The sequence below is a fragment of the Devosia sp. genome, assembly GCF_041917035.1.
Taxonomy (GTDB): domain Bacteria; phylum Pseudomonadota; class Alphaproteobacteria; order Rhizobiales; family Devosiaceae; genus Devosia_A.
In genome coordinates this window covers 1-19,368 of the sequence record NZ_JAYRYM010000048.1, presented here as the reverse complement: position 1 = coordinate 19,368, position 19,368 = coordinate 1, and the positions used below count along the sequence as shown (strand labels likewise).

The 19,368-nt window shown below is 66.9% G+C and carries 16 protein-coding genes and 2 tRNA genes; 10 read left to right on the top strand and 8 right to left on the bottom strand.

The genetic code is table 11. The features are described from left to right. Nucleotides 1-50 precede the first annotated feature (50 nt). From ACE3TU_RS07620 to ACE3TU_RS07610, 3 genes are all read right to left on the bottom strand, one after another. The gene (locus ACE3TU_RS07620; RefSeq protein ID WP_374622289.1) at nucleotides 51-464 is read right to left on the bottom strand and encodes a hypothetical protein; all 414 of its coding nucleotides are present in this window, start codon (nucleotides 462-464) and stop codon (nucleotides 51-53) included. A 128-nt stretch (nucleotides 465-592) separates the two neighbouring features. Continuing rightward, nucleotides 593-1,486, bottom strand: a complete 894-nt coding sequence (locus ACE3TU_RS07615) for a helix-turn-helix domain-containing protein (RefSeq protein ID WP_374622286.1) — start codon at nucleotides 1,484-1,486, stop codon at nucleotides 593-595. A 606-nt stretch (nucleotides 1,487-2,092) separates the two neighbouring features. After that, nucleotides 2,093-2,169: transfer RNA gene (locus tag ACE3TU_RS07610), tRNA-Pro, on the bottom strand. A gap of 168 nt (nucleotides 2,170-2,337) precedes the next feature. On the opposite strand from ACE3TU_RS07610, the gene ACE3TU_RS07605 reads away from it, so the two are divergent. Next, a tRNA-Gln gene (locus ACE3TU_RS07605) sits at nucleotides 2,338-2,412 on the top strand. A gap of 516 nt (nucleotides 2,413-2,928) precedes the next feature. Beyond that, nucleotides 2,929-3,777 carry an ABC transporter substrate-binding protein gene (locus ACE3TU_RS07600; RefSeq protein ID WP_374622284.1) on the top strand — a complete coding sequence of 283 codons (849 nt, stop codon included), beginning with the start codon at nucleotides 2,929-2,931 and terminating at the stop codon, nucleotides 3,775-3,777. Nucleotides 3,778-3,864: 87 nt separating this feature from the next. Here the strand turns inward: ACE3TU_RS07600 and ACE3TU_RS07595 are convergent, their stop codons facing one another. Next, a complete protein-coding gene (locus ACE3TU_RS07595) occupies nucleotides 3,865-4,749 on the bottom strand; it encodes a LysR substrate-binding domain-containing protein (protein ID WP_374622282.1) in 885 nt (294 codons plus the stop codon). 94 nt (nucleotides 4,750-4,843) lie between these two features. Here ACE3TU_RS07595 and ACE3TU_RS07590 point away from each other — a divergent pair, with 94 nt between their 5' ends. From ACE3TU_RS07590 to ACE3TU_RS07570, 5 genes are all read left to right on the top strand, one after another. After that, nucleotides 4,844-6,034, top strand: a complete 1,191-nt coding sequence (locus ACE3TU_RS07590; protein WP_374622279.1) for a PLP-dependent aspartate aminotransferase family protein — start codon at nucleotides 4,844-4,846, stop codon at nucleotides 6,032-6,034. A gap of 88 nt (nucleotides 6,035-6,122) precedes the next feature. Then, entirely contained in the window at nucleotides 6,123-7,043 is a 921-nt protein-coding gene (locus tag ACE3TU_RS07585; protein ID WP_374622276.1) for an amino acid ABC transporter permease, read from the top strand. Then, a complete protein-coding gene (locus ACE3TU_RS07580) occupies nucleotides 7,043-7,822 on the top strand; it encodes an amino acid ABC transporter ATP-binding protein (protein WP_374622274.1) in 780 nt (259 codons plus the stop codon). The genes ACE3TU_RS07585 and ACE3TU_RS07580 overlap by 1 nt, the downstream gene beginning before the upstream one ends. A 14-nt stretch (nucleotides 7,823-7,836) precedes the next feature. Then, nucleotides 7,837-9,240, top strand: a complete 1,404-nt coding sequence (locus ACE3TU_RS07575) for a M20/M25/M40 family metallo-hydrolase (protein WP_374622271.1) — start codon at nucleotides 7,837-7,839, stop codon at nucleotides 9,238-9,240. Then, on the top strand, nucleotides 9,237-10,643 hold the full coding sequence (locus tag ACE3TU_RS07570) for an amidase (RefSeq protein ID WP_374622268.1): 1,407 nt from the start codon (nucleotides 9,237-9,239) through the stop codon (nucleotides 10,641-10,643). The genes ACE3TU_RS07575 and ACE3TU_RS07570 overlap by 4 nt, the downstream gene beginning before the upstream one ends. Here the strand turns inward: ACE3TU_RS07570 and ACE3TU_RS07565 are convergent. Genes ACE3TU_RS07565 through ACE3TU_RS07550 form a run of 4 tightly spaced genes read right to left on the bottom strand, consistent with a single transcriptional unit; the run spans nucleotide 10,640 to nucleotide 15,342 of the window. Beyond that, nucleotides 10,640-11,731 (bottom strand): DUF917 domain-containing protein, encoded by a 1,092-nt coding sequence (locus ACE3TU_RS07565; RefSeq protein WP_374622266.1) that lies wholly within the window; start codon nucleotides 11,729-11,731, stop codon nucleotides 10,640-10,642. The genes ACE3TU_RS07570 and ACE3TU_RS07565 overlap by 4 nt on opposite strands. Next, on the bottom strand, nucleotides 11,731-13,272 hold the full coding sequence (locus ACE3TU_RS07560; RefSeq protein ID WP_374622264.1) for a hydantoinase/oxoprolinase N-terminal domain-containing protein: 1,542 nt from the start codon (nucleotides 13,270-13,272) through the stop codon (nucleotides 11,731-11,733). Before ACE3TU_RS07560 ends, ACE3TU_RS07565 begins: the two co-directional genes overlap by 1 nt. A 7-nt stretch (nucleotides 13,273-13,279) precedes the next feature. After that, nucleotides 13,280-13,981, bottom strand: coding sequence for a GntR family transcriptional regulator (locus ACE3TU_RS07555; RefSeq protein ID WP_374622261.1), 702 nt, complete (start codon nucleotides 13,979-13,981; stop codon nucleotides 13,280-13,282). Further along, a complete protein-coding gene (locus ACE3TU_RS07550; protein ID WP_374622258.1) occupies nucleotides 13,978-15,342 on the bottom strand; it encodes a formimidoylglutamate deiminase in 1,365 nt (454 codons plus the stop codon). Before ACE3TU_RS07550 ends, ACE3TU_RS07555 begins: the two co-directional genes overlap by 4 nt. A 68-nt stretch (nucleotides 15,343-15,410) precedes the next feature. Between ACE3TU_RS07550 and ACE3TU_RS07545 the strand changes: the two genes are divergently transcribed. The 3 genes from ACE3TU_RS07545 to hutU are packed head-to-tail and all read left to right on the top strand — an operon-like array spanning nucleotide 15,411 to nucleotide 19,362. Next, a complete protein-coding gene (locus ACE3TU_RS07545; protein WP_374622255.1) occupies nucleotides 15,411-16,880 on the top strand; it encodes an aromatic amino acid lyase in 1,470 nt (489 codons plus the stop codon). After that, entirely contained in the window at nucleotides 16,880-17,692 is an 813-nt protein-coding gene (gene hutG / locus ACE3TU_RS07540) for an N-formylglutamate deformylase (protein ID WP_374622291.1), read from the top strand. Before ACE3TU_RS07545 ends, hutG begins: the two co-directional genes overlap by 1 nt. 2 nt (nucleotides 17,693-17,694) lie before the next feature. Then, a complete protein-coding gene (gene hutU / locus ACE3TU_RS07535; RefSeq protein WP_374622252.1) occupies nucleotides 17,695-19,362 on the top strand; it encodes a urocanate hydratase in 1,668 nt (555 codons plus the stop codon). Nucleotides 19,363-19,368: the final 6 nt, after the last annotated feature.

Below are 19,368 nucleotides of genomic sequence, written 5' to 3'. Positions count from 1 at the left end.
CTCGTTTTGTTCCGCTAACCCTGTCGGTGGCCTGTCGGTGGAGGGTCAGCCTAGTGGATGATCAGGGAGCGGCTGTTGTCCCAGTAGCCGCTGTTTAGGAGTGCCGGACCACCTTGGGCCGCTTCTTGTGCGCGCCGTTGTATCCAATAATGCTCTCGAACCGCCCGATCAACCAATGCGCAATTCTCGAGGACACGCACTTCAACGGGCAAACGCCCCGCACGCGCTTGAAACAACGCTTTGTGAATAAGGCGATAGCTCTTGTTGGGATTGCCATGCCACGGAAGGCCTTGTCCCATACGGCGGATGTTGTTCGGGTAAGCGCGTATGCGCTTGGATAGCATAGCCGCCTTTCCGACGTAGATACCAATTCCGGGGATTCGCCACTCATAGATGCCGGCGATGCCGAGATCGAACCCACCGGACACGACGCTGAACCATTCATTGCTAATCATATTGGGCATCGGGTCTCCATTTTTGAGTTCGAATTAGGCGGTGTCCAGGAAGCGCGGGCGGGCTAGGGTCACTAGCCCGCCCGACGGGCAACGCCGGCCTGAAGGGGAAACAGGCAAAAGCGCTACCAGACTGGATACTATGGGCACCGCAGGTTTGCTCTCTCGTAGTCAGTCTCGTTGGCCGGAGACCATCGGACTGCCCGCGCGTATTGATCATTCGTAAGCTTCCCCTCCAGCCACGCTAGACGTGCTGTGTCGTTAGCCGGTCCGCGGACTGTCGGAGGAAAGTCGACCAGTCGCACCCATCCCATTGCTATGGAGAACAGGGTGGGTCCGTCCGCACCGGCAAGCTGCTCGATAATGTTCTCGCCAATCCAGAAGTCGGGGACCTCGTTCGGCCCATCCCCTTCGTCGAAGCGGATAAGATCTCTGCTTCCGTTGGTTCGGGTCACCTCCTTTAGGAAGGCGACCAGCGGGTTGCCGCACGCTTTGTCCTTCGTCAGCAAGCGTCCCAAAATGTCGCGCGCGTCGATAGACCTTTTTTCGCTTAGCAACACGGAAGCTAGTGTACCCAGCGATGTCACCGCCGCATCGCTCGCAGCAAGATCGCGGCGCAGGCCTTCGAAGTGGTCTTCGAGAGTACTGAGCCGCTCGCGACGCCACTGCAGGCTTAGCTCTGCTACGAGTGCTGTCAGCATCGGCGCCAGCGCTAGCTGCTCGAGTGGGGTAATTCCGTAGAGTGCCTCAACCACGCTGAAGCCAATGGATTCATCGACGTCCGAACCCAGAGTTAGCTCTCGGTGAACATACTCGTTCGGCCGAACATAAGGCATGCCCAAGGCGTCCTCGCCAACCTGGAGCGTCCTAGTCAGTTCGTTCGAAACCTTCCGACTTGCGCGATAGGGGCCGGAGTGACCTTCGATGCGCTTTATTGTTGCAATCCCCAGACCAGCGCGGTCGGCGAGTTGCTTCTGGCTGAGGTCGCGATCTCTCCTGATCGCAGCGAGCGTTTCGGGGTGAATCAACGGCATTCAATCTCTGCCCGTCCGTGTCTAGCAGATAAAAAGATACCGTTTGGCGGTATTCTGTCAACTGTTCAGCGTGATACCATCCCGAAAAACGGTATCACAACCTATCATTTTGCTGCCGCCAGTCATCTGAACACCAGTTCCGGCACTATCGTCTCCCACTCGCCGCGGCGGATGCTCTCTCGATACTCCTCCTGGTTGTCGGACCTTCGCCAGCGCACAATGGCGCCTACTTCGCCACGCAAGAAACTGGCGCCCGCAGGCGGCGACCAGCTTCTCGCCATCTTGTCCAGTGTTTGCCCCTGCCTGTTTTTCAGCATCCAAACGCCGCCATCATTGACGACCTCCAGCCGATCCCCCGTTCCTGCCGCAGCGATGATCGAATATCACCCGCCGCCGGCTGTTCGGCCCGGGAGGCCCCAAGGGCCAGCAATCCGGCCGCGAGGGCCAGTGAACCTGCCACCAGGGCGTGTCGTCGCATGCAGTCATCTCGGTCTCCTGTTCCGGGCTTTCCAGCCTAGAGTCCCGACCTGACAGCACGCTGAAGCGGGCGGAATCCCGCTTCTGGCGGCATGAAAAACCCCGACCTCGCGAGAGGCCGGGGTTGATTGGTCGGAGTAGAGTGATTCGAACACTCGACCCCCTGCTCCCGAAGCAGGTGCGCTACCAGGCTGCGCTATACTCCGTCAGATTGCCGCCGGGCCCGTCGCAGGCCGAAACTCGGGAGGTCTCGGCGGGGCCGCCGGCTGCTGCGGGCGCTTTATAGACTCGGTGCTGCGCTGGTTCAAGCGCCTAACTTCGTGCTTTCTCGATTGGTTGCAGCCCCGGTTTGAACCGTGTAGGAACGCGCGCGTTGGGGCGTCGCCAAGTGGTAAGGCAGCGGTTTTTGGTACCGCCATTCCTAGGTTCGAATCCTAGCGCCCCAGCCAGTTTCAGCCCGGACAGGATCGACTGCGTCCCAAGACGGCGGCCCAGTCGCCACAACCGCCCCGTGGACGGTTTCGCTTCGCGTCCCTGCATGAGGGGCGACAACCAGCACGGCGCGAGGGCCCCGGCCGCCTTGGCCACGAAACCCTGTTCCCCTCGCGCCCTTCATTCCACCACCGGTTCGCGCCGCGACCAGGCGGAGGCACCCGGGACTGCGCTCGTCGGCCAGCCTCGAAGCGATGTCGATGATCGATGCGCCGGGCTGCACCCTGTGGCACCGCGGCCTGGTGCGAGGCCGTGTGATCCGACATCGGGGCGATGGAGCGTCGTGGCATAACCAAAGCGAATAGAACACCCATCAGGTAGCATTGGACGGCCTAGTCTCGCGCTCACTAAGGTTGCGGAGGGAATGGAAGTGAGCTGTTCCCCGGGGACGGCGCACCACCGGACGGTGAGCGAAAGGAGACTCGGCAGTGAAAAGCAGAAGCAAATGGCTTCGATGTGCCTTGGCGATCAGTGTGACCTTCGGTCTCGGTCATGCCGCGTTCGCGGAGGGCTTCGACTTCAGTGGCATCAAGGTCAATCCCGATCTGGCGGCGCGGGTGCCGGCCGACATCGCGGCGGCGGGCCTGCTGGTCGGCGCGTCGGACAATGCATATCCGCCTTGGGAGTACTTCGCCGAAGACGGCCAGACGCCCGTGGGCATCGACGTCGACCTCGGGCATGCCATCGCGGCCCGGCTCGGCCTCAAGTACGAGTCCCGCACGGCGGAATTCGCCACCATGCTGGCGGCACTCGGCACCAATTACGACATCGGCATCAATGCCATGTCGATCACCAACGAGCGCAAGAAGTCGGCGAACTTCGTGCACTATGCCTATGCTGGTTCGGAGTGGATCGTGCAGGCGGGCAATCCCACCGGTTTCGACCCTGCCGACTATTGCGGCGCCGTGATCGCGATGCAGCCGGGGACCTGGTACGAAACCCAGTTGATCGAGGCCAACACCGCCTGCGAGGCGGCGGGCAAGCCGTCGATCGAGATGCTGCCCTTCTCGGATCAGACCGAGGCCTTCACCCGCGTCGCGGTGGGCGGTGCGGCCGCCACCATCGCCGGCGACGCGACGGCCCTGTTCGCCGTCAAGCAGTCGAACGGTGCGCTCGAAGGCATTCGCCCCGAGGGCATTCTGGGTGGGTCCGGCAAGGTCGGCATCCCCACGCCCAAGGACGATCTGGCCCTCGCCGAACTGATTGCGGACACCATCAACGACCTGATTGCCGACGGCACCTACCAGGCGATCCTCGACCACTGGGGCGTCGGCGACCTCGCCGTCGACAAAGCCACCGTCAACCCGGAAGTCGACATCTAGGCGTCCGCGGAGCCTTGACTGCAGGAGGGCGGGACCGCTGGTGCCGCCCTCTTCGTTACTCCGGCCTGCGACGGCCGGCACGCCAGGCTAGACGGCCAGCTTGCGTTCCGCGTTCAGCGCGCTCGCCATGTCGAGGACGATCTTCGACTTCTTCTGCGGCGGAAACAGCATGAGCGTGCGGAAACTCACCGAGGGCCGCATCGGACGCAGGATCAGGCCGCGCTCGACATAGCCGGCGGCCGTTATGGGATCGACGATGCCGCAGTCCAGTCCCGCGAGCACCAGCGCACAGACGGTCGAGGCGTAGGCCGTTTCGACGATGATCTTCGGCTGCACGCCGAACTGGGCGAACATGGCTTCGGATTCGTGCCGCGTGGTGTCCTCGGGGGCGAGCGCCACCAACTCGACCTTGTCGAGATCGGCGGGAACGATCTCGGCCTTCTTGGCCAGCCTGTGGCCCGGCGCAATGGCGAGAGCCGCCTGAATCTCCGCGAAGGGGACCGCCTCCACCCCCGTGGTGTCGACTTCATCGGCGGTGACGGCGATATCGAGCTGGTTGGCCGCCACCATGTCACGGATGGACGAGGATGCCGCGACGTGCAGCGAAACCGCGATGTTCGGATGACGTTTGTGGAAGCGGGCGATCGCCCGGGGGACGAGGTTGGTGCTGAAGGCCGAGAGGCACGCCACCCGGATGTCACCCGAGCCATAATCGCGGATGCGCGCGGCGGCGCTGCGCAGCTTGGCAAGCCCGGCCAGCGACGTCTGCACCTCGCGGAAGAACAGCTGACCCTCCGCCGACGGGATCATCCTCCCCTTTTCGCGATCGAAGAGCTTGAATCCGATCGAGCGCTCGAGCGTCATGATCGCCTTGCTCACCGCCGGCTGGGACATGCCCAGCACCTCGGCGGCCTTGGATGCGGTGCCGTAGGTCATCACCGCCTGGTAGGTCTCGATCTGTCGAACGTCCAATTCGATAACTCATTGGAATGGAATAGCCGCCAATCGATATTGGACTGAATAATGTGGACGGTGTCAACTTGCTCCCGAATGTGGAGTGCAGTTCATGCGTGACGATACGCGCTGCGTGACGAAGCTGCCGGTGGATCTCGAGGGCTATGACAGCCTGACGATCCCGGTGCATCGCGCATCGACCATCCGGTATCCGGATGCAAACGCCTTTGCGACGCGGTTCGAGCGCGGCGCCGACGGCTATGTCTACGGGCTCTACGGGACCCCGACCCACCGCTATCTGGAATACAAGATCACCGAGCTGGAGCGTGGTGCGCGCACGGTGCTGGCGCCCTCGGGTCAAGCGGCGATCACGACGTCGATGCTGGCCTTGCTGCGCGGCGGCGACCGCGTTCTGATTCCGGACACGGTGTATGGGCCGGTACGGGATTTCGCGATGAACGAGCTCGCGGCGCTGGGGATAGAGGCGGTCTTCTACGATCCGATCGACCTGACGGCGCTCGGCGGGCAGATCGGGGGTCGCACGCGACTGGTCTGGGTCGAATCGCCCGGTTCGGTCACCATGGAGGTTCAGGACGTGCCGGCCATCGTCGCGATGGCGAAGGCTGCGGACGCATTGGTCGGCTGCGACAACACCTGGGCGTCACCCTTGAACTTCCGCCCCCTCGATCACGGCGCCGACCTCTCGGTGGAGGCGCTGAGCAAGCACTTCTGCGGTCACTCCGATGTGCTGATGGGCTCGGTGACGGTGCGCGACGACGCATTGGGCTATCGGCTCAAGGCGGCGTTCGGCCGCCTGGGCATCGGGGTGTCGCCAGACGATTGCGCATTGGTGTCGCGCGGCATAGAGACCATGGCAGTGCGCCTCGAACGGGCCGCCCAGTCCGCCGGCGTGATCGTGGACTATCTCCGCGCGCACCCGCTGGTCGAGCGCGTACTCTATCCGCCGGTGGCGGGTAGCCCCGGGCACGCGATCTGGAAGCGCGACTTCGCCGGTGCAAGCGGTGTGCTGACATTCGCTCTGCGCGAGGATGCGGCGGCGCGCGCCTTCCCGGCCCTCGATCGGCTGAAGCTGATCTCCATCGGCGCCTCCTGGGGCGGGACCAAGAGCCTGATCGCCCCGACATCGGTCAAGACCATGCGCACGGCAAACCCCTGGACCGGTGCGGACTACCTGATGCGGCTCAGTGTCGGCCTCGAGAGCGCCGAAGACCTCCGCGAGGATCTCGAACGCTTCATGGATGCACTGGCGGCCGAAGCGGCCCCTGTGCAGCAGACGGCATGAGCACCGCCGGCGCCGGCGGCCCGCACGGCGGAGGCGCCATCACGGCATCGCGCGGCGGACGATGCGCCCTCGAGAGACGGAGAGCCGAATGAGCGAGCAGAGCCTTGCCCCTTCCGACGCACGCGGTGCGGACGCGCCCGACGACGCAACGCGCGTCGTCCGCAACGCGGTCGTGCCTCCCCGCTACATCGGCCGATGGATCGCCACGATCGTCCTCGCGATCGTCGCCTTGCAGTCACTGCAGGGCCTGTTCGGCAACGCCAATTTCCGCTGGGACGTATTCAGCCAGTATATCGTCTCCCCCCAGGTGCTTCGGGGCGTCGGCTTCACCCTGCTGCTGACGGTCGCCGCCATGGCGGTTGCGGTGCCGCTCGCCATGCTGCTCGTGGTGATGAGCGAGAGCCGGAACCCGCTGCTCAAGACGATTGCCGTGACATGGGTGTGGTTCTTCCGCGGCACCCCGATCTACACCCAGCTGGTCTTCTGGGGCCTGTTCGCTCTGCTCTTCCCGCGGCTTTCCCTCTCCATCCCGTTCGGCCCCGAGCTGGTGGGAATCGACAGCCGGCTGGTCGTGACCCCGGCGGTGGCCGCCGTGGTGGGCCTCGGATTCAACGAGAGCGCCTACCTGACCGAGATCTTCCGCGCCGGATTCCGGGCCATCGACAGGGGCCAGACCGAGGCCGCCCAGGCCCTCGGCATGTCGGGACGCAAGATCTGGCTGCGTATCCTCTTGCCGCAGGCCATGCGCACGATCATTCCGCCGACCAGCAACGAGACCATCGGCATGCTCAAGATGACGTCGCTGGTGCTGGCTGTGCCGTTCACGCTCGACCTGATGTTCGCCACGAGCGCCATCGCCAACCGCACCTTCCTGCCGGTGCCGCTGCTGATGGTGGCAGCGGCCTGGTACCTGTTCATCACCTCGCTGCTGATGGTCGGCCAGTACTTCCTCGAGCGTCACTATGGCCGCGGCCACGACATCGTGGTCACCAAGGGAGGGCACATGTGATGCCTGACATTCCGAGCGCTCCCGCGGTCGAACTGCGGGACGTCCACAAGTTCTACAACGAGTTCCATGCCCTGCGCGGCGTCAGCCTCAGCATCGCCAAGGGCGAGGTCTGCGTCGCCATCGGCCCATCGGGCTCCGGCAAATCGACCCTGCTGCGGTGCATCAACCAGCTGGAGATCATCACCGCCGGTCGGATCTTCCTCGAGGGTGAGCTGCAGGGCTATCGCGAGATCGACGGGCGCTTCCATCCCCTGCCGCAGTCGCAGGTCGCGCGGCAACGACGACGCACCGGCATGGTGTTCCAGCGCTTCAACCTGTTCCCCCACATGACGGCGCTCGAAAATGTCGTCGAGGGGCCCATCCACGTGCGGGGCATACCCAAGGCGCAGGCCCGTGAGCGGGCTGTCGCGCTGCTCGATCGCGTCGGGCTGCGTGGGCTGGGTGCGCGCTATCCCAATCAGTTGTCGGGCGGCCAGCAGCAGCGGGTCGCCATCGCCCGCGCGCTGGCGATGGAACCTGAGGTCATGCTGTTCGACGAGCCGACTTCGGCGCTCGATCCCGAACTGGTGGGCGAAGTGCTGGACGTCATAAAGGACCTCGCCGAATCCGGCATGACCATGATGCTGGTGACCCACGAAATCGGCTTCGCGCGCGAGGTGGCCGATGACCTCGTCTTCATGGATTGCGGGCTGATCGTCGAGCAGGGAAGGCCCCAGGACATCCTCAGCAACCCGCAGGAGGCGCGCACCAGGGCGTTCCTGTCCAAGGTGCTGGTGTGAGCGGGGAGTCATCGGTGGCGAATGCGCAGAGCCGCATCGACGCCGTCCTGGCGCGGGCCGAAGCGAACTTCGCAGGATCGGTCGATCGATTCATCAGCTTGCTCGGTATCCCGTCCGTTTCGGGCAGTCCCGACGACAGGGCAGGTCTTGCCGCCTGTGCCGATTGGCTCGTTGCGCGGCTGGACGAGTCGGGCGTGCCGGCGCGGCGGATCGAGACGGCGGGCAATCCGGTGGTGCTGGGCCTTTCGCCGGCAGCGCCGGACCGGCCGACCGTGCTGCTCTACGGGCACTATGACGTGCAGCCGAGCGCTCCCGACGACCTCTGGACCTCGCCGCCGTTCGAACCGGCGATCCGCCTCGTCGACGGGCGGCAGGTGGTCTATGCGCGCGGCGCCTCGGACAGCAAGGGACAGTTCTGGCCGATGCTCGAGGCGATCCGCGCCTGGCGCGAGGCCGGGGTGCTGCTGCCGGTCAACATCATCGTGCTGCTCGAAGGCGAAGAGGAGATGGGCTCGCCCAGCCTCGCCGCGTTCATCGATGCCCACCGCGAGCAGCTCGCCTGCGAAGTGGCGCTGATCTCCGACAGCGACATGTGGTCGCCCACGCGGCCCGCGATCACCACGCGGATGAAGGGCCTCGTGCACGAGAAAGTGACGGTGCACGCCCCCAATGGCGACCTGCATTCGGGCCATTTCGGCACGGTGGCCGCCAATCCGGCGCAAATTCTGTCGTCGATCCTCGGCCGCATTCACGCCGCCGATGGCCGGGTGGCCGTTCCGGGCTTTCACGATGGCGTCCCCGACCTGCCCGCCGCGCTGCGCGCCGAATGGAGCCGTCTCGACCTCGCCGAAGCGCTGGGGAGCGTCTCGATCGAGGGCGGGCCGCGCGAGGGCGGTCACTCCCCGATCGAGCTGATGTGGGGGCGGCCGGGCATCGACATCAACGGCATCGGCGGCGGCAATACCGGCCCGGCGGAGCGCTCGGTGCTCCCCGGATCGGCCCATGCCCGCCTGTCGTTCCGGCTGGTCGGCGGACAGGAGCCGGAGGCGGTACGCCAGCGATTTCGCGACTGGGTGCGCGGGCAGCTGCCACCGGGTTGCCGCGCGGCATTCGAGGGCGACTACGGCACGGGCGCCGTGACCATCACCGAGACCAGCCCCTTCATTGCCGCGACGCGAGAGGCGCTCGACAGGGAGTGGCCGGAGCCCAGCCTGCTGAAGGGGACCGGCGGCACGGTGCCGCTGGTCGGCCTGCTGGCGGACAGGCTGGGCGTCGACTGCATCGTCATGGGCTTCATTCTCGGCGACGACGCGATCCACGCCGCCGACGAGCATTTCGACCTCGAGCGCCTGCACCGCGCGACGCGAAGCTGGGTCCGGATCTTCGATGCCATCGGCCGTGTGGAGACTGCCCGATGAGCGATCCGGTGCTCGCCCTGCGGTCGCTGTCCGACCTGTCGGAGGCGATCGCGCGGCGCGACGTCTCCTCGGTCGAACTGACGCAGGCCTATCTGTCGCGCATCGCGGCGCTCGACGGGCAACTGCACAGTTTCAACAGCCTGCGCGCCGAGGCAGCGCTCGCGGAGGCGGAGACGGCCGAGCGCGACATCGCGGCCGGAAGGAGGCTCGGGCCCCTGCACGGCCTGCCGATCGGCATCAAGGACATGATCGATGTCGCCGGCCTGCCGACGACGGCGCAGGCGGTGCATCGGCGCGACGCCGTCGCGACCGAGGACGCCGGTGTGGTGGCCGCGCTGAAGCAGGCCGGCGCGATCATCCTGGGCAAGCAGGCGATGAGCGAATACGCCGTCGGCGGCACGCAGCTCGACCACGCCTGGCCCCCGGCCCGCAATCCGTGGAACCTCGAGATGGATGCACTGACCTCGTCGAGCGGCTCCTGCGTGAGCGTCGCGGCGGGATTGTGCGCCGGATCGGTCGGCACGGAGACCGCCGGCTCCATCCGGGCGCCGGCCGCATGGAACGGGGTGGCGGGCCTCTGCCCGACGGTGGGCCTGGTCAGCCGGCGCGGCATGCTGCCGCTGTCGGCGAGCCTCGACAGCGTCGGACCTATCGCCTGGACGGTGAGGGACTGCGCCCTGCTGCTGTCGGGCATGGTCTCGAGGGCACCGCAGGACTTGCGCCGCCCCGGCTTCCGCGCACCCGATATCGGCCGCCTCGAAGGCGGCATCGCCGGCCTGCGGATCGGTGTGGCGCGCAGCTATTTCGAGGACGATCCGGACGTCGCCCCCGAGATCATGTCGGCCATGGCGCACAGCCTCGACGTGCTGGCCGAGCTCGGTGCGCGGCTGACAACCGTGACCCTGGGCGATTTCGACACTTACAGCGACATCGCGCGTGCCGTCGCCTGGCCCGAGGAATACGAGGCGCACCAGGCCGAACTGGAAATGGTACCGGCGCGGCTCACCGAGGTGTCGCGCGCGCGCCTGCTCACCGGCAAGACGTTTTCGGTGGCCGACTACATCCGTGCCCGCCGCCAGCGCGAGGCCGCCATCGCGCAGTTCAATGCGGCAACGGCGGACGTCGATGTGCTGGTACTGCCGACGATGAAGAAGACGGCGCTGCCCGTCGGCTTCGAGTTCACCGACCTGGGGAAGGGTGAATTGTCGCTGACGCGGCCGTTCAACATGCTGGGCGTCCCCGCCCTCGCCCTGTGCAACGGCTTTACGACGGCGGGCCTTCCCATCTCGATGCAGGTCGTCGGCCGCCACTTCGACGAGGACGTCGTGCTGCAGGTCGGCCACGCGATCGAGACGGCGCTCGACCTGCGCAGCCGGCGCCCGGCCATCGCCCTCCACCCCTAGCTTCGGCCTTGCTCCGGCGCCTTGAAGGGCAGTTCGGGGAAGCCGAAGCCCTTTGGACCGATGACCTCCAGCGCCTGCGGCGTGCGCAGCAGCTCATGCGCCGGCAGCGCGAGCACGCAGATGCGCTGGCCATAACGCAGCATGTCGGTGGACAGCGCGAGGCCGTCATCGGCGTTGAGCACCACGATCAGGTCGGGGACGATCACCTCGATGACGCCGTCGCGCCGGAAGATCAGGTACTCGTTCTGCAGGTGGATGTTGCCGCGCTGTCCGGCAAAGCCGTCGTGGCCCTCGATGTCGATCTCGCCCCGCACGAAGCCGCCGGCGATGGCCCGCTGAACATCGACGATCTTGCCGGCGAACATCAGCCGTCCGCCCTCCCGCTCGCAGATGGTGGCGATGGGATCCTCCCGCCGGTGCCGCGCCGAGATCACCGCCTCGCCGAGCGCGATGGCCCGCGAATAGCTGTCCGGGATGGCGAACTTGCGCGCGAACGCACCGCTCATCGGCGCAAGCGCAAGGGTCGACGAGCCGCCCTGCGAGATCATCGTCGCGCGGGCCATGCGCTCGTGCCAGAGCTCGGAGATGGCGTTCTGAAAGATCACCACATTGCCGTGCGGATCGCTCATCGACGACGGCGTCGATTTGTGGCCGTAGATCGAATAGGTCGTCATCTGCATTTCGGGGAAGGCGCGGCCCATGCCGTCGCCGTCGATCACCGGAATGCCCGCCTGCGCGGCGACGATCAGCGGCTCCATCGAATTGGCCCCGCCGATCTCCTCGCAGGCGATGGCATCGGCGGTGAAGCCCATGTGCTGCTCGAGGGCGCGCAGGGCGCGGAAACCCTCCCGACCCTGCTTGATGCGCTCGACCCCCACGACCGGGGCGCCGATGCCGCCGAGCGGCACGATCCGGGCATCATCGGCCAGTTCGTCGAGGCTGATCACCCGCAGCTTGTGACCCTCGCGCATCGCCTCGAGCGCCCGCAGCTTGCTCAGATACGGATTGCCGCCACCGCCGGTGCCCAGGATTGCGGCGCCGATTTCGAGGCAGTGGAGATCGGCTTCGTTCAGGTCACGCACGGCCATCACACGTTCTCCAGGTCACCGACCACGCGGACGCGGACGCGCGTCGCGTTGCCGGGCAGATAAGCAAGCGGAATATCCTCGCGCTCGAGCACTTCGATGCTGTCCGCCCGGGCACCGGCGGCAACCGCGCTCGTCCGGGCCTCCGCCTCGGCGGCGGCCAACGCGTCCTCCCGGCTCACCTTGGCGAGGCTGAACACCCGGTCCACCTCACCCGAGATCTGCGCGATCGCCGCACCGACCGCGTTGGCGACCCCGAAATTCTCCGGCTGGGTCACGGCAAGATCGCCGAGGCGGTCCGGCATCAGGATGGAACCGCCGCCGACCGCGATCACCGGCACCGCCTCGGCGGAGGTGCGGCACCGCTCGACGGCGCGGTGCAGCCTTTCCCTCATCTCCGCCATCGCGCGTTTCGCGACATCGGAGGGGATCGCCGCCACCTTCGCTGCGTCACCGACACTGGCCTTGCCCGCCGCGACGGCGATGTCGGTGGCGGTCAGCGTGCGACCGCCGAACACCAAGGCCTCGCTGGCGATACGGTAGCCCACCGACTGCGGGCCGATGCTCGACCCATCGGCGCTGACCAGCGAGCCGCCGCCAAGACCGACGGAGAAGACGTCGGGCATGCGGAAATTGGTGCGAACACCCCCGATATCGACGGTTGTCGAGGTCTGGCGCGGAAAGCCGTTCACCAGCATGCCGATATCCGACGTGGTGCCGCCAATATCGACGACGACGGCGTTCCTGAGCCCAGTGAGAAAGGCGGCGCCGCGCATCGAATTGGTCGGCCCCGATGCGAAGGTCAGCACCGGGAACCGCCGCACCTTGTCGGCGCCCATGAGGGTCCCGTCGTTCTGGGTGATCGAGAAGCCGCATGTGAGGCCGCAATCGGCCACGGCGCTCTCGAAGGCCGCGACCGTCCGGTCCGCCAGCTCCAGCAGGGATGCATTGAGGATGGCGGCACTCTCGCGCTCGAGCAGGCCGAGCCGCCCGATTTCGCTCGAGATCACGACGCGAAGCTGCGGCAGGCGCTGCAGCAGCCGGTCCCGCGCCGTCAGCTCCATGGAATCGTTGATCGGCCCGAAGATCGACGTGATCGATGCCGCGCGGATGTCCAGCGCCTCGATCTCGGCCGCGACGCGGTCGAGTCCGGCCTCGTCCAGCTCGCAGAGCACCCGGCCGTCATACTCGTAGCCACCGTGCAGCATGTAGCCGCGATTGCCGACGGCGTTGCGCAGATCGTCGGGCCAGTCGACCATGGGGCGCAGGCACGCGGCGGCCGGCAGGCCGAGGCGGATGGCGGCGACATGCGTCAGCTGCCTGCGCTCCACCACCGCGTTGGTGAAATGCGTCGTGCCGATCATCACGTGCCGAACGGCAGCGGGAGCGACGCCCGAGCGTTTCAGCGCTCCGTCGATGGCCGCCCGCACGCCGGACGTGACATCGGCGGTGGTTGCCGCCTTGATCGTGGACAGCACCCTGTTGCCATCCATCACCACGGCATCCGTGTTGGTGCCGCCGACATCGACGCCTATGCGAAGCATGCTGGTCCTAGATCTTGGTGTTCATGCGGTAGCCCGGGGCGTAGCTGAGGCGCACCACGGTGATCGGCACGCCCCTGTTCCAGGTGATGCGGTCGACCACGAAGAGGGCCGCCCCCTCGCTTGCCTGCAGCGCCTCGGCGAGGTCCGCGTCGGCGTTGCTGGCCGAGAATGCGATGTCGCCCGACGTATAGGGCGCGTTCTGGATCAGCCATTCGTTGGCGCTGACGCGGCTGAAATCGACGCTGGCCAGTTCCGGCAGCGCATCGATGTTGATCCAGCGATCCTCATGCAGGAAGGGGTGGTTGTCGGCAAAGTGGACGCTGGTGATGTGCAGCATGCGGGTGCCGCGCTCGAGCCCGAGACGGCTGGTGATCGAGGGCGGTGCGGCCTGCACCACCTGCCGGATCAGCCCGTAGCTCCACTCGGCATTGCGCTGCTCGACTTCGAGCCGGATGATCGGGATGTCCAGAACGACACGGCTGATCGGCAGCAGGGCGACGCGCGTGCCGGCCTTGCGCTTGCGGTCGATCAGACCGGCCTCGGCGAGCTCGCGCATGGCACGGTGCACCGTGGTGCGGGCGCAGCCGAATTGTGCGGCAAGATCAGCCTCGTTGGGCACCACGCTGCCCGGTGGCCATTCGCGCTCGTTGATCCGGCGCAGCAGCTCGAGGTGGATGCTGCGCCAGGAGATGACTTCGGTGTCGATCATAGGAGATCCCTCAGGCCGTGCAGGGTCCGCCGGTAGCGGCCGACGATGGCGTCGCGATGGATGTGGCGACCGCCACGCACGACATGACGGCCGGCGGACCATAGTTCGCCGACCAGCCGATCGTCACCCGCGAAGATGAAGCTGTCGAGCAGGCTGTCGCCCCGGCGGCCCTCGAGATCGACGGCGGTGGTGTCCAGCACAAGTAGATCAGCCCAGCAGCCGGGCGCGATCCGGCCCGACTGGCGCTGCACCGACTGCGCGCCGCCGGCGACGGCGGCATCGAACAGGCTGCGGCCGGTCGATCGCCCATCTGTCACCAGCAGGTTGCGCCCCCGGTACTGGAGCCGCTGGGTGTATTCGAGCGTGCGCAACTCCTCGCTGAGGGCGATGCGGATATTGGAATCGGACCCGACACCGAAGCGTCCGCCCCGGGCGAGGTAGTCGACGCCGTTGAAGATGCCGTCGCCGAGGCTCGATTCCGTGATCGGGCACAGGCCCGCAACCGCCCCGCTGCGCGCCAGGCCGGCCGTCTCGTCCGCCGTCATCTGCGTGCAGTGGACGAGGCACCATGTCTGGTCGACGTCGTGGTTGGCGAGCAGCCATTCGACGGGCCGCTTGCCGTAGGCCGCCGTGACCTCGTCGACCTCCGCCACCTGTTCGGCGATGTGCATATGCACCGGACGGCCATCGGCGAGGGCCACGGCCGCGGCCAGCGAGGGCCGGCTGACGGCGCGAAGGGAGTGCGGCGCGACCCCGACCGATGCATCGGCACCGAGGGCGCCAACCAGTTCATCGGCGCGCCCGAGCAGCGTAGCGAAGCGATCGAGATCGTTGCCGAAGCGCACCTGTCCGGGCCCCAATCGGTCACCGGCGCAGCCAGCCTGCTCGTAGAGCACGGGGAGGAGCGTCAGCCCGATGCCCGACTGCGCGGCGGCCGCCGCCATGCGCGCGGACATCTCGCCGAGATCGTCATAGGGGGCGCCATCCGGCCGATGGTGCAGATAGTGAAACTCCGCCACCGCGGCGTAGCCGGCCTCCAGCATCTCCATCTGCACGAAGGCGGCGATGGCCTCGGCGTGCTCGGGCGTCAGCGCGTCGAGGAAGCGATACATCAGCTGCCGCCACGTCCAGAAGCTGTCCCGACCCGATGGGCCGCGCCGCTCGGTGAGCCCGGCCATCGCGCGCTGAAAGGCGTGCGAATGGAGATTGACCGGCGCGGGGAGCAGCACGCCGACCCGAACCCCGGCGGGCGACGCGTGCTCGGTTACCGATGCGATGCGGCCGGAATCATCGACAACGACGCTGACGGCCTCCGCCCAACGGTCTCCCACCAGTGCCTGCTCTGCCCAGATCGTCTGCATGACGAAGCCCGTTGACATATTATGTGCAGACATAATAGCGATATATGCGAGTTAAGCAAGGCCGTGACATGACCCGCACGCTCCTCAGAAACGCGACACTGGCGACCATGCTGCCGGGCTCCGGACCCTATGGGCTGATCCCGCAAGGGGCCGTGATCATCGAGGACGGCCGCATCTCGTGGGCCGGGCCCGAGGCGGAGTCTCCGGCCGGGATCGACGATGCGGAGACCGTCGATCTCGGCGGACGCCTGGTCACCCCGGCGCTGATCGACTGCCATACGCACCTGGTCCATGGCGGCAACCGGGCACAGGAGTTCGAGCGCCGGCTGCAGGGTGCGAGCTACGAGCAGATCGCCCGCGAGGGCGGCGGCATCATGTCGACCGTTACCGCGACGCGCGCCGCGAGCGCTGAGGAACTGCTGGCGACCGCCCTGCCGCGCGTCGATGCGCTGCTGGCGGAGGGCGTTGCGACACTCGAGATCAAGTCCGGCTATGGGCTGACCATCGAGGACGAGCTCAAGATGCTGCGGGTCGCCCGGCGGATCGCCGATCTGCGCCCGGTGCGCGTGGTGACGTCCTATCTTGCCGCGCACGCCGTGCCTGCCGAGTATCGGGGGCGTCCCGACGCGTACCTCGACGGCCGTGGCGCCGTGGTGACGGGCGCGCTGTCGACCGATGCCATGATGGGCTCGTCGGCGCCCTTCGATGAAGAAATTCACACCCTGCGCGGCCACAAGGGGCAGATCGAAGTCGCGGCCGCCCTGCGCTTTCTCATCGCCGGTTCGGCCATCCGTGAGAGTCATCTGCGCAACGACAAGCGCGTGCAGGACCCTTACTGCATCCGCTGCCAGCCGCAGGTGACCGGCGCCAGCGTGGGGCTGTTGCGGCAGACGGCGGAAACGCTGCGCGTCGAGGCAAACGCCGTGACGGACAATCCGCTGGTGCTGTCGTCGTCGGGCGCCATCGTGTCGGGCGGCAATTTCCATGCCGAGCCTGTCGCCTTTGCCGCCGACCAGATCGCGCTCGCCATCGCAGAGCTCGGCTCGATCGCGCAGCGCCGGATTGCACTGATGGTGGACCCTGCCCTGTCGTTCGACCTGCCGCCGTTCCTGACGCCGGAACCGGGACTGAATTCAGGCTACATGATCGCCGAAGTCACCTCGGCCGCCCTCATGAGCGAGAACAAGCACCTCGCCAATCCCTGCTCGACCGACTCGACGCCCACTTCGGCCAACCAGGAAGACCATGTGTCGATGGCGGCGCACGGCGCGCGGCGGCTCATGCGCATGAACGCCAATCTCAGCCACATCCTCGGTATCGAACTGCTCTGTGCGGCGCAGGGCGTACAGTTCCGCACCGGGCTCAAGTCCAGCGTCCCGCTGGAATCGGTCGTGGGACGCCTCAGGCAGCATTGCGATGCGCTGGGCAACGACCGCTACCTGGCGCCCGATCTAGCCGCGGCCGCCGAGCTCATCCGGACAGGGCAGATACCCGAGGCCGCGGGGCTCACCACGCACCTCAGGCTGGAGGCAGCATGATCGAGCCATTCTCGGTGCAGCGCGGCGACAGCCCTCTGGTGCTTGCGATGCCGCACACCGGCACCTTCGTGCCACAGGACGTCTGGACCGACCTGAACGAGCGCGGCAAGATGCTCGCCGATACCGACTGGCATCTCGACCGGCTCTATGGCGGCCTCGTGCCGGATGCGACCATCGTCGGCGCGACGTTCCATCGCTATGTCATCGACGCCAATCGCGATCCCGGCGGACAAAGCCTCTACCCCGGACAGAACACCACCGCGCTCTGCCCGGTCACCGACTTCGAAGGCCATCCGATCTACCGCGACGGCCGAGAGCCCGACGCGGCGGAGATCGCGCGGCGCCTCTCGCTCTATCATGCGCCCTATCATGCGACGCTGCGCGCCGAACTCGAGCGCGTTCGCCGAAAGCATGGCGTCGTGGTGCTCTACGATTGTCACTCCATCCGCTCCCGCATTGCCTTCCTGTTCGACGGCCAGTTGCCGGACCTCAACGTCGGCACCAATAACGGCGTGACGTGCGCGCCGGAGATGGAGGCCGCCGTCGCCCGCATCTGCTCGCAGGCGCCCGGCTTCACCTCGGTGCTCAACGGCCGCTTCCGCGGCGGATGGACGACGCGGCACTACGGCCGGCCCGAGGAGGGCGTCCACGCCATCCAGATGGAGTTGGCGCAGTGCACCCATCTCGAGCAGGAAGCGCCGCCCTTTGCCTACGACACGGCCAAGGCGGAGCGCCTGCGCGAGGCGCTGAGATCTGTCCTCCGCTCCCTCGTCGACGCTGCCGGTCGACACGCACCGCAACAGGATCGCTAGCCATGTCGCAGACCCGCCGGAACACCCGCGATGTCTTCCCCCCGACCGGACCGGAGATCACCGCCAAGTCGTGGCTCACCGAAGCGCCGATGCGGATGCTGATGAACAATCTGCATCCCGACGTGGCCGAGAACCCGCATGAGCTCGTGGTCTATGGTGGCATCGGCCGGGCGGCGCGCACGTGGGAAGACTTCGACCGCATCGTGGCGAGCCTGAAGTCGCTCGAGGCGGACGAGACGCTGCTCGTGCAGTCCGGCAAGCCGGTCGGTGTGTTCCGCACCCACAAGGATGCACCTCGCGTCCTCATTGCCAACTCGAACCTCGTTCCGCACTGGGCCAACTGGGATCACTTCCGCGAGCTCGATCGCAAGGGCCTGATGATGTACGGCCAGATGACGGCCGGCTCCTGGATCTACATCGGCACCCAGGGCATCGTTCAGGGCACCTACGAGACGTTCGCCGAGGCCGGGCGCCAGCACTATGGCGGCGACCTCAGGGGCCGCTGGATTCTCACGGGCGGACTTGGCGGCATGGGCGGCGCCCAGCCGCTCGCCGCCGTCATGGCAGGCGCCTGTTGCCTCGCCGTCGAGTGCGACACGACCCGCATCGATTTTCGCCTGCGCACCCGCTACCTCGATGATCGCGCGGAGACGCTGGATGAGGCGCTGGACAAGATCGCGAACTGGACCGCCGCCGGCGAGGCCAGGTCGGTGGGTCTGCTCGGCAATGCCGCCGACATCTTCCCCGAACTCGTTCGCCGCGGCGTCCGGCCGGACATCGTCACCGACCAGACATCGGCGCATGATCCGATCAACGGATATCTGCCGAAGGGCTGGAGCGTCGCCGAATGGCGGGACAGGCGCGAGAGCGATCCCAAAGCGGTCGAGACGGCGGCACGACACTCCATGAGAGACCATGTCGCCGCGATGGTTGCCTTCTGGAAACGGGGCATCCCCACGCTCGACTACGGCAACAACATCCGCCAGGTCGCGCTCGAGGAGGGGCTGGAGGACGCCTTCGCCTTCCCCGGCTTCGTGCCGGCCTATATCCGCCCGCTGTTCTGTCGCGGCATCGGCCCGTTCCGCTGGTGCGCGCTGTCGGGCGACCCCGAGGATATCCGCAAGACCGATGCGGCGATGAAGCGCCTGTTCCCGGACAATGCGCACCTGCATCGCTGGCTCGACATGGCGCAGGAGCGCATCGCCTTCCAGGGCCTGCCGGCTCGCATCTGCTGGATCGGCCTCGGCGACCGCCACCGTGCCGGCCTGATGTTCAACGAGATGGTCGCCTCGGGCGAACTCCGGGCTCCCATCGTCATCGGCCGCGACCATCTCGACTCCGGCTCCGTCGCCTCGCCCAATCGCGAGACCGAGGCGATGCGCGACGGCTCGGACGCCGTATCGGACTGGCCGCTGCTCAACGCGCTGCTCAACACGGCGAGCGGGGCCACCTGGGTGTCGTTGCATCACGGCGGCGGCGTCGGCATGGGCTTCAGCCAGCATGCCGGCATGGTGATCGTCGCCGACGGCACGGCCGACGCCGCACGGCGCCTCGAACGGGTTCTCTGGAACGACCCGGCGACCGGCGTCATGCGTCATGCGGATGCCGGCTACGAAATCGCGAGGGACTGGGCCGAGCAGCAGGGCCTCGACCTGCCGGCCATCCTGTGATCGGCA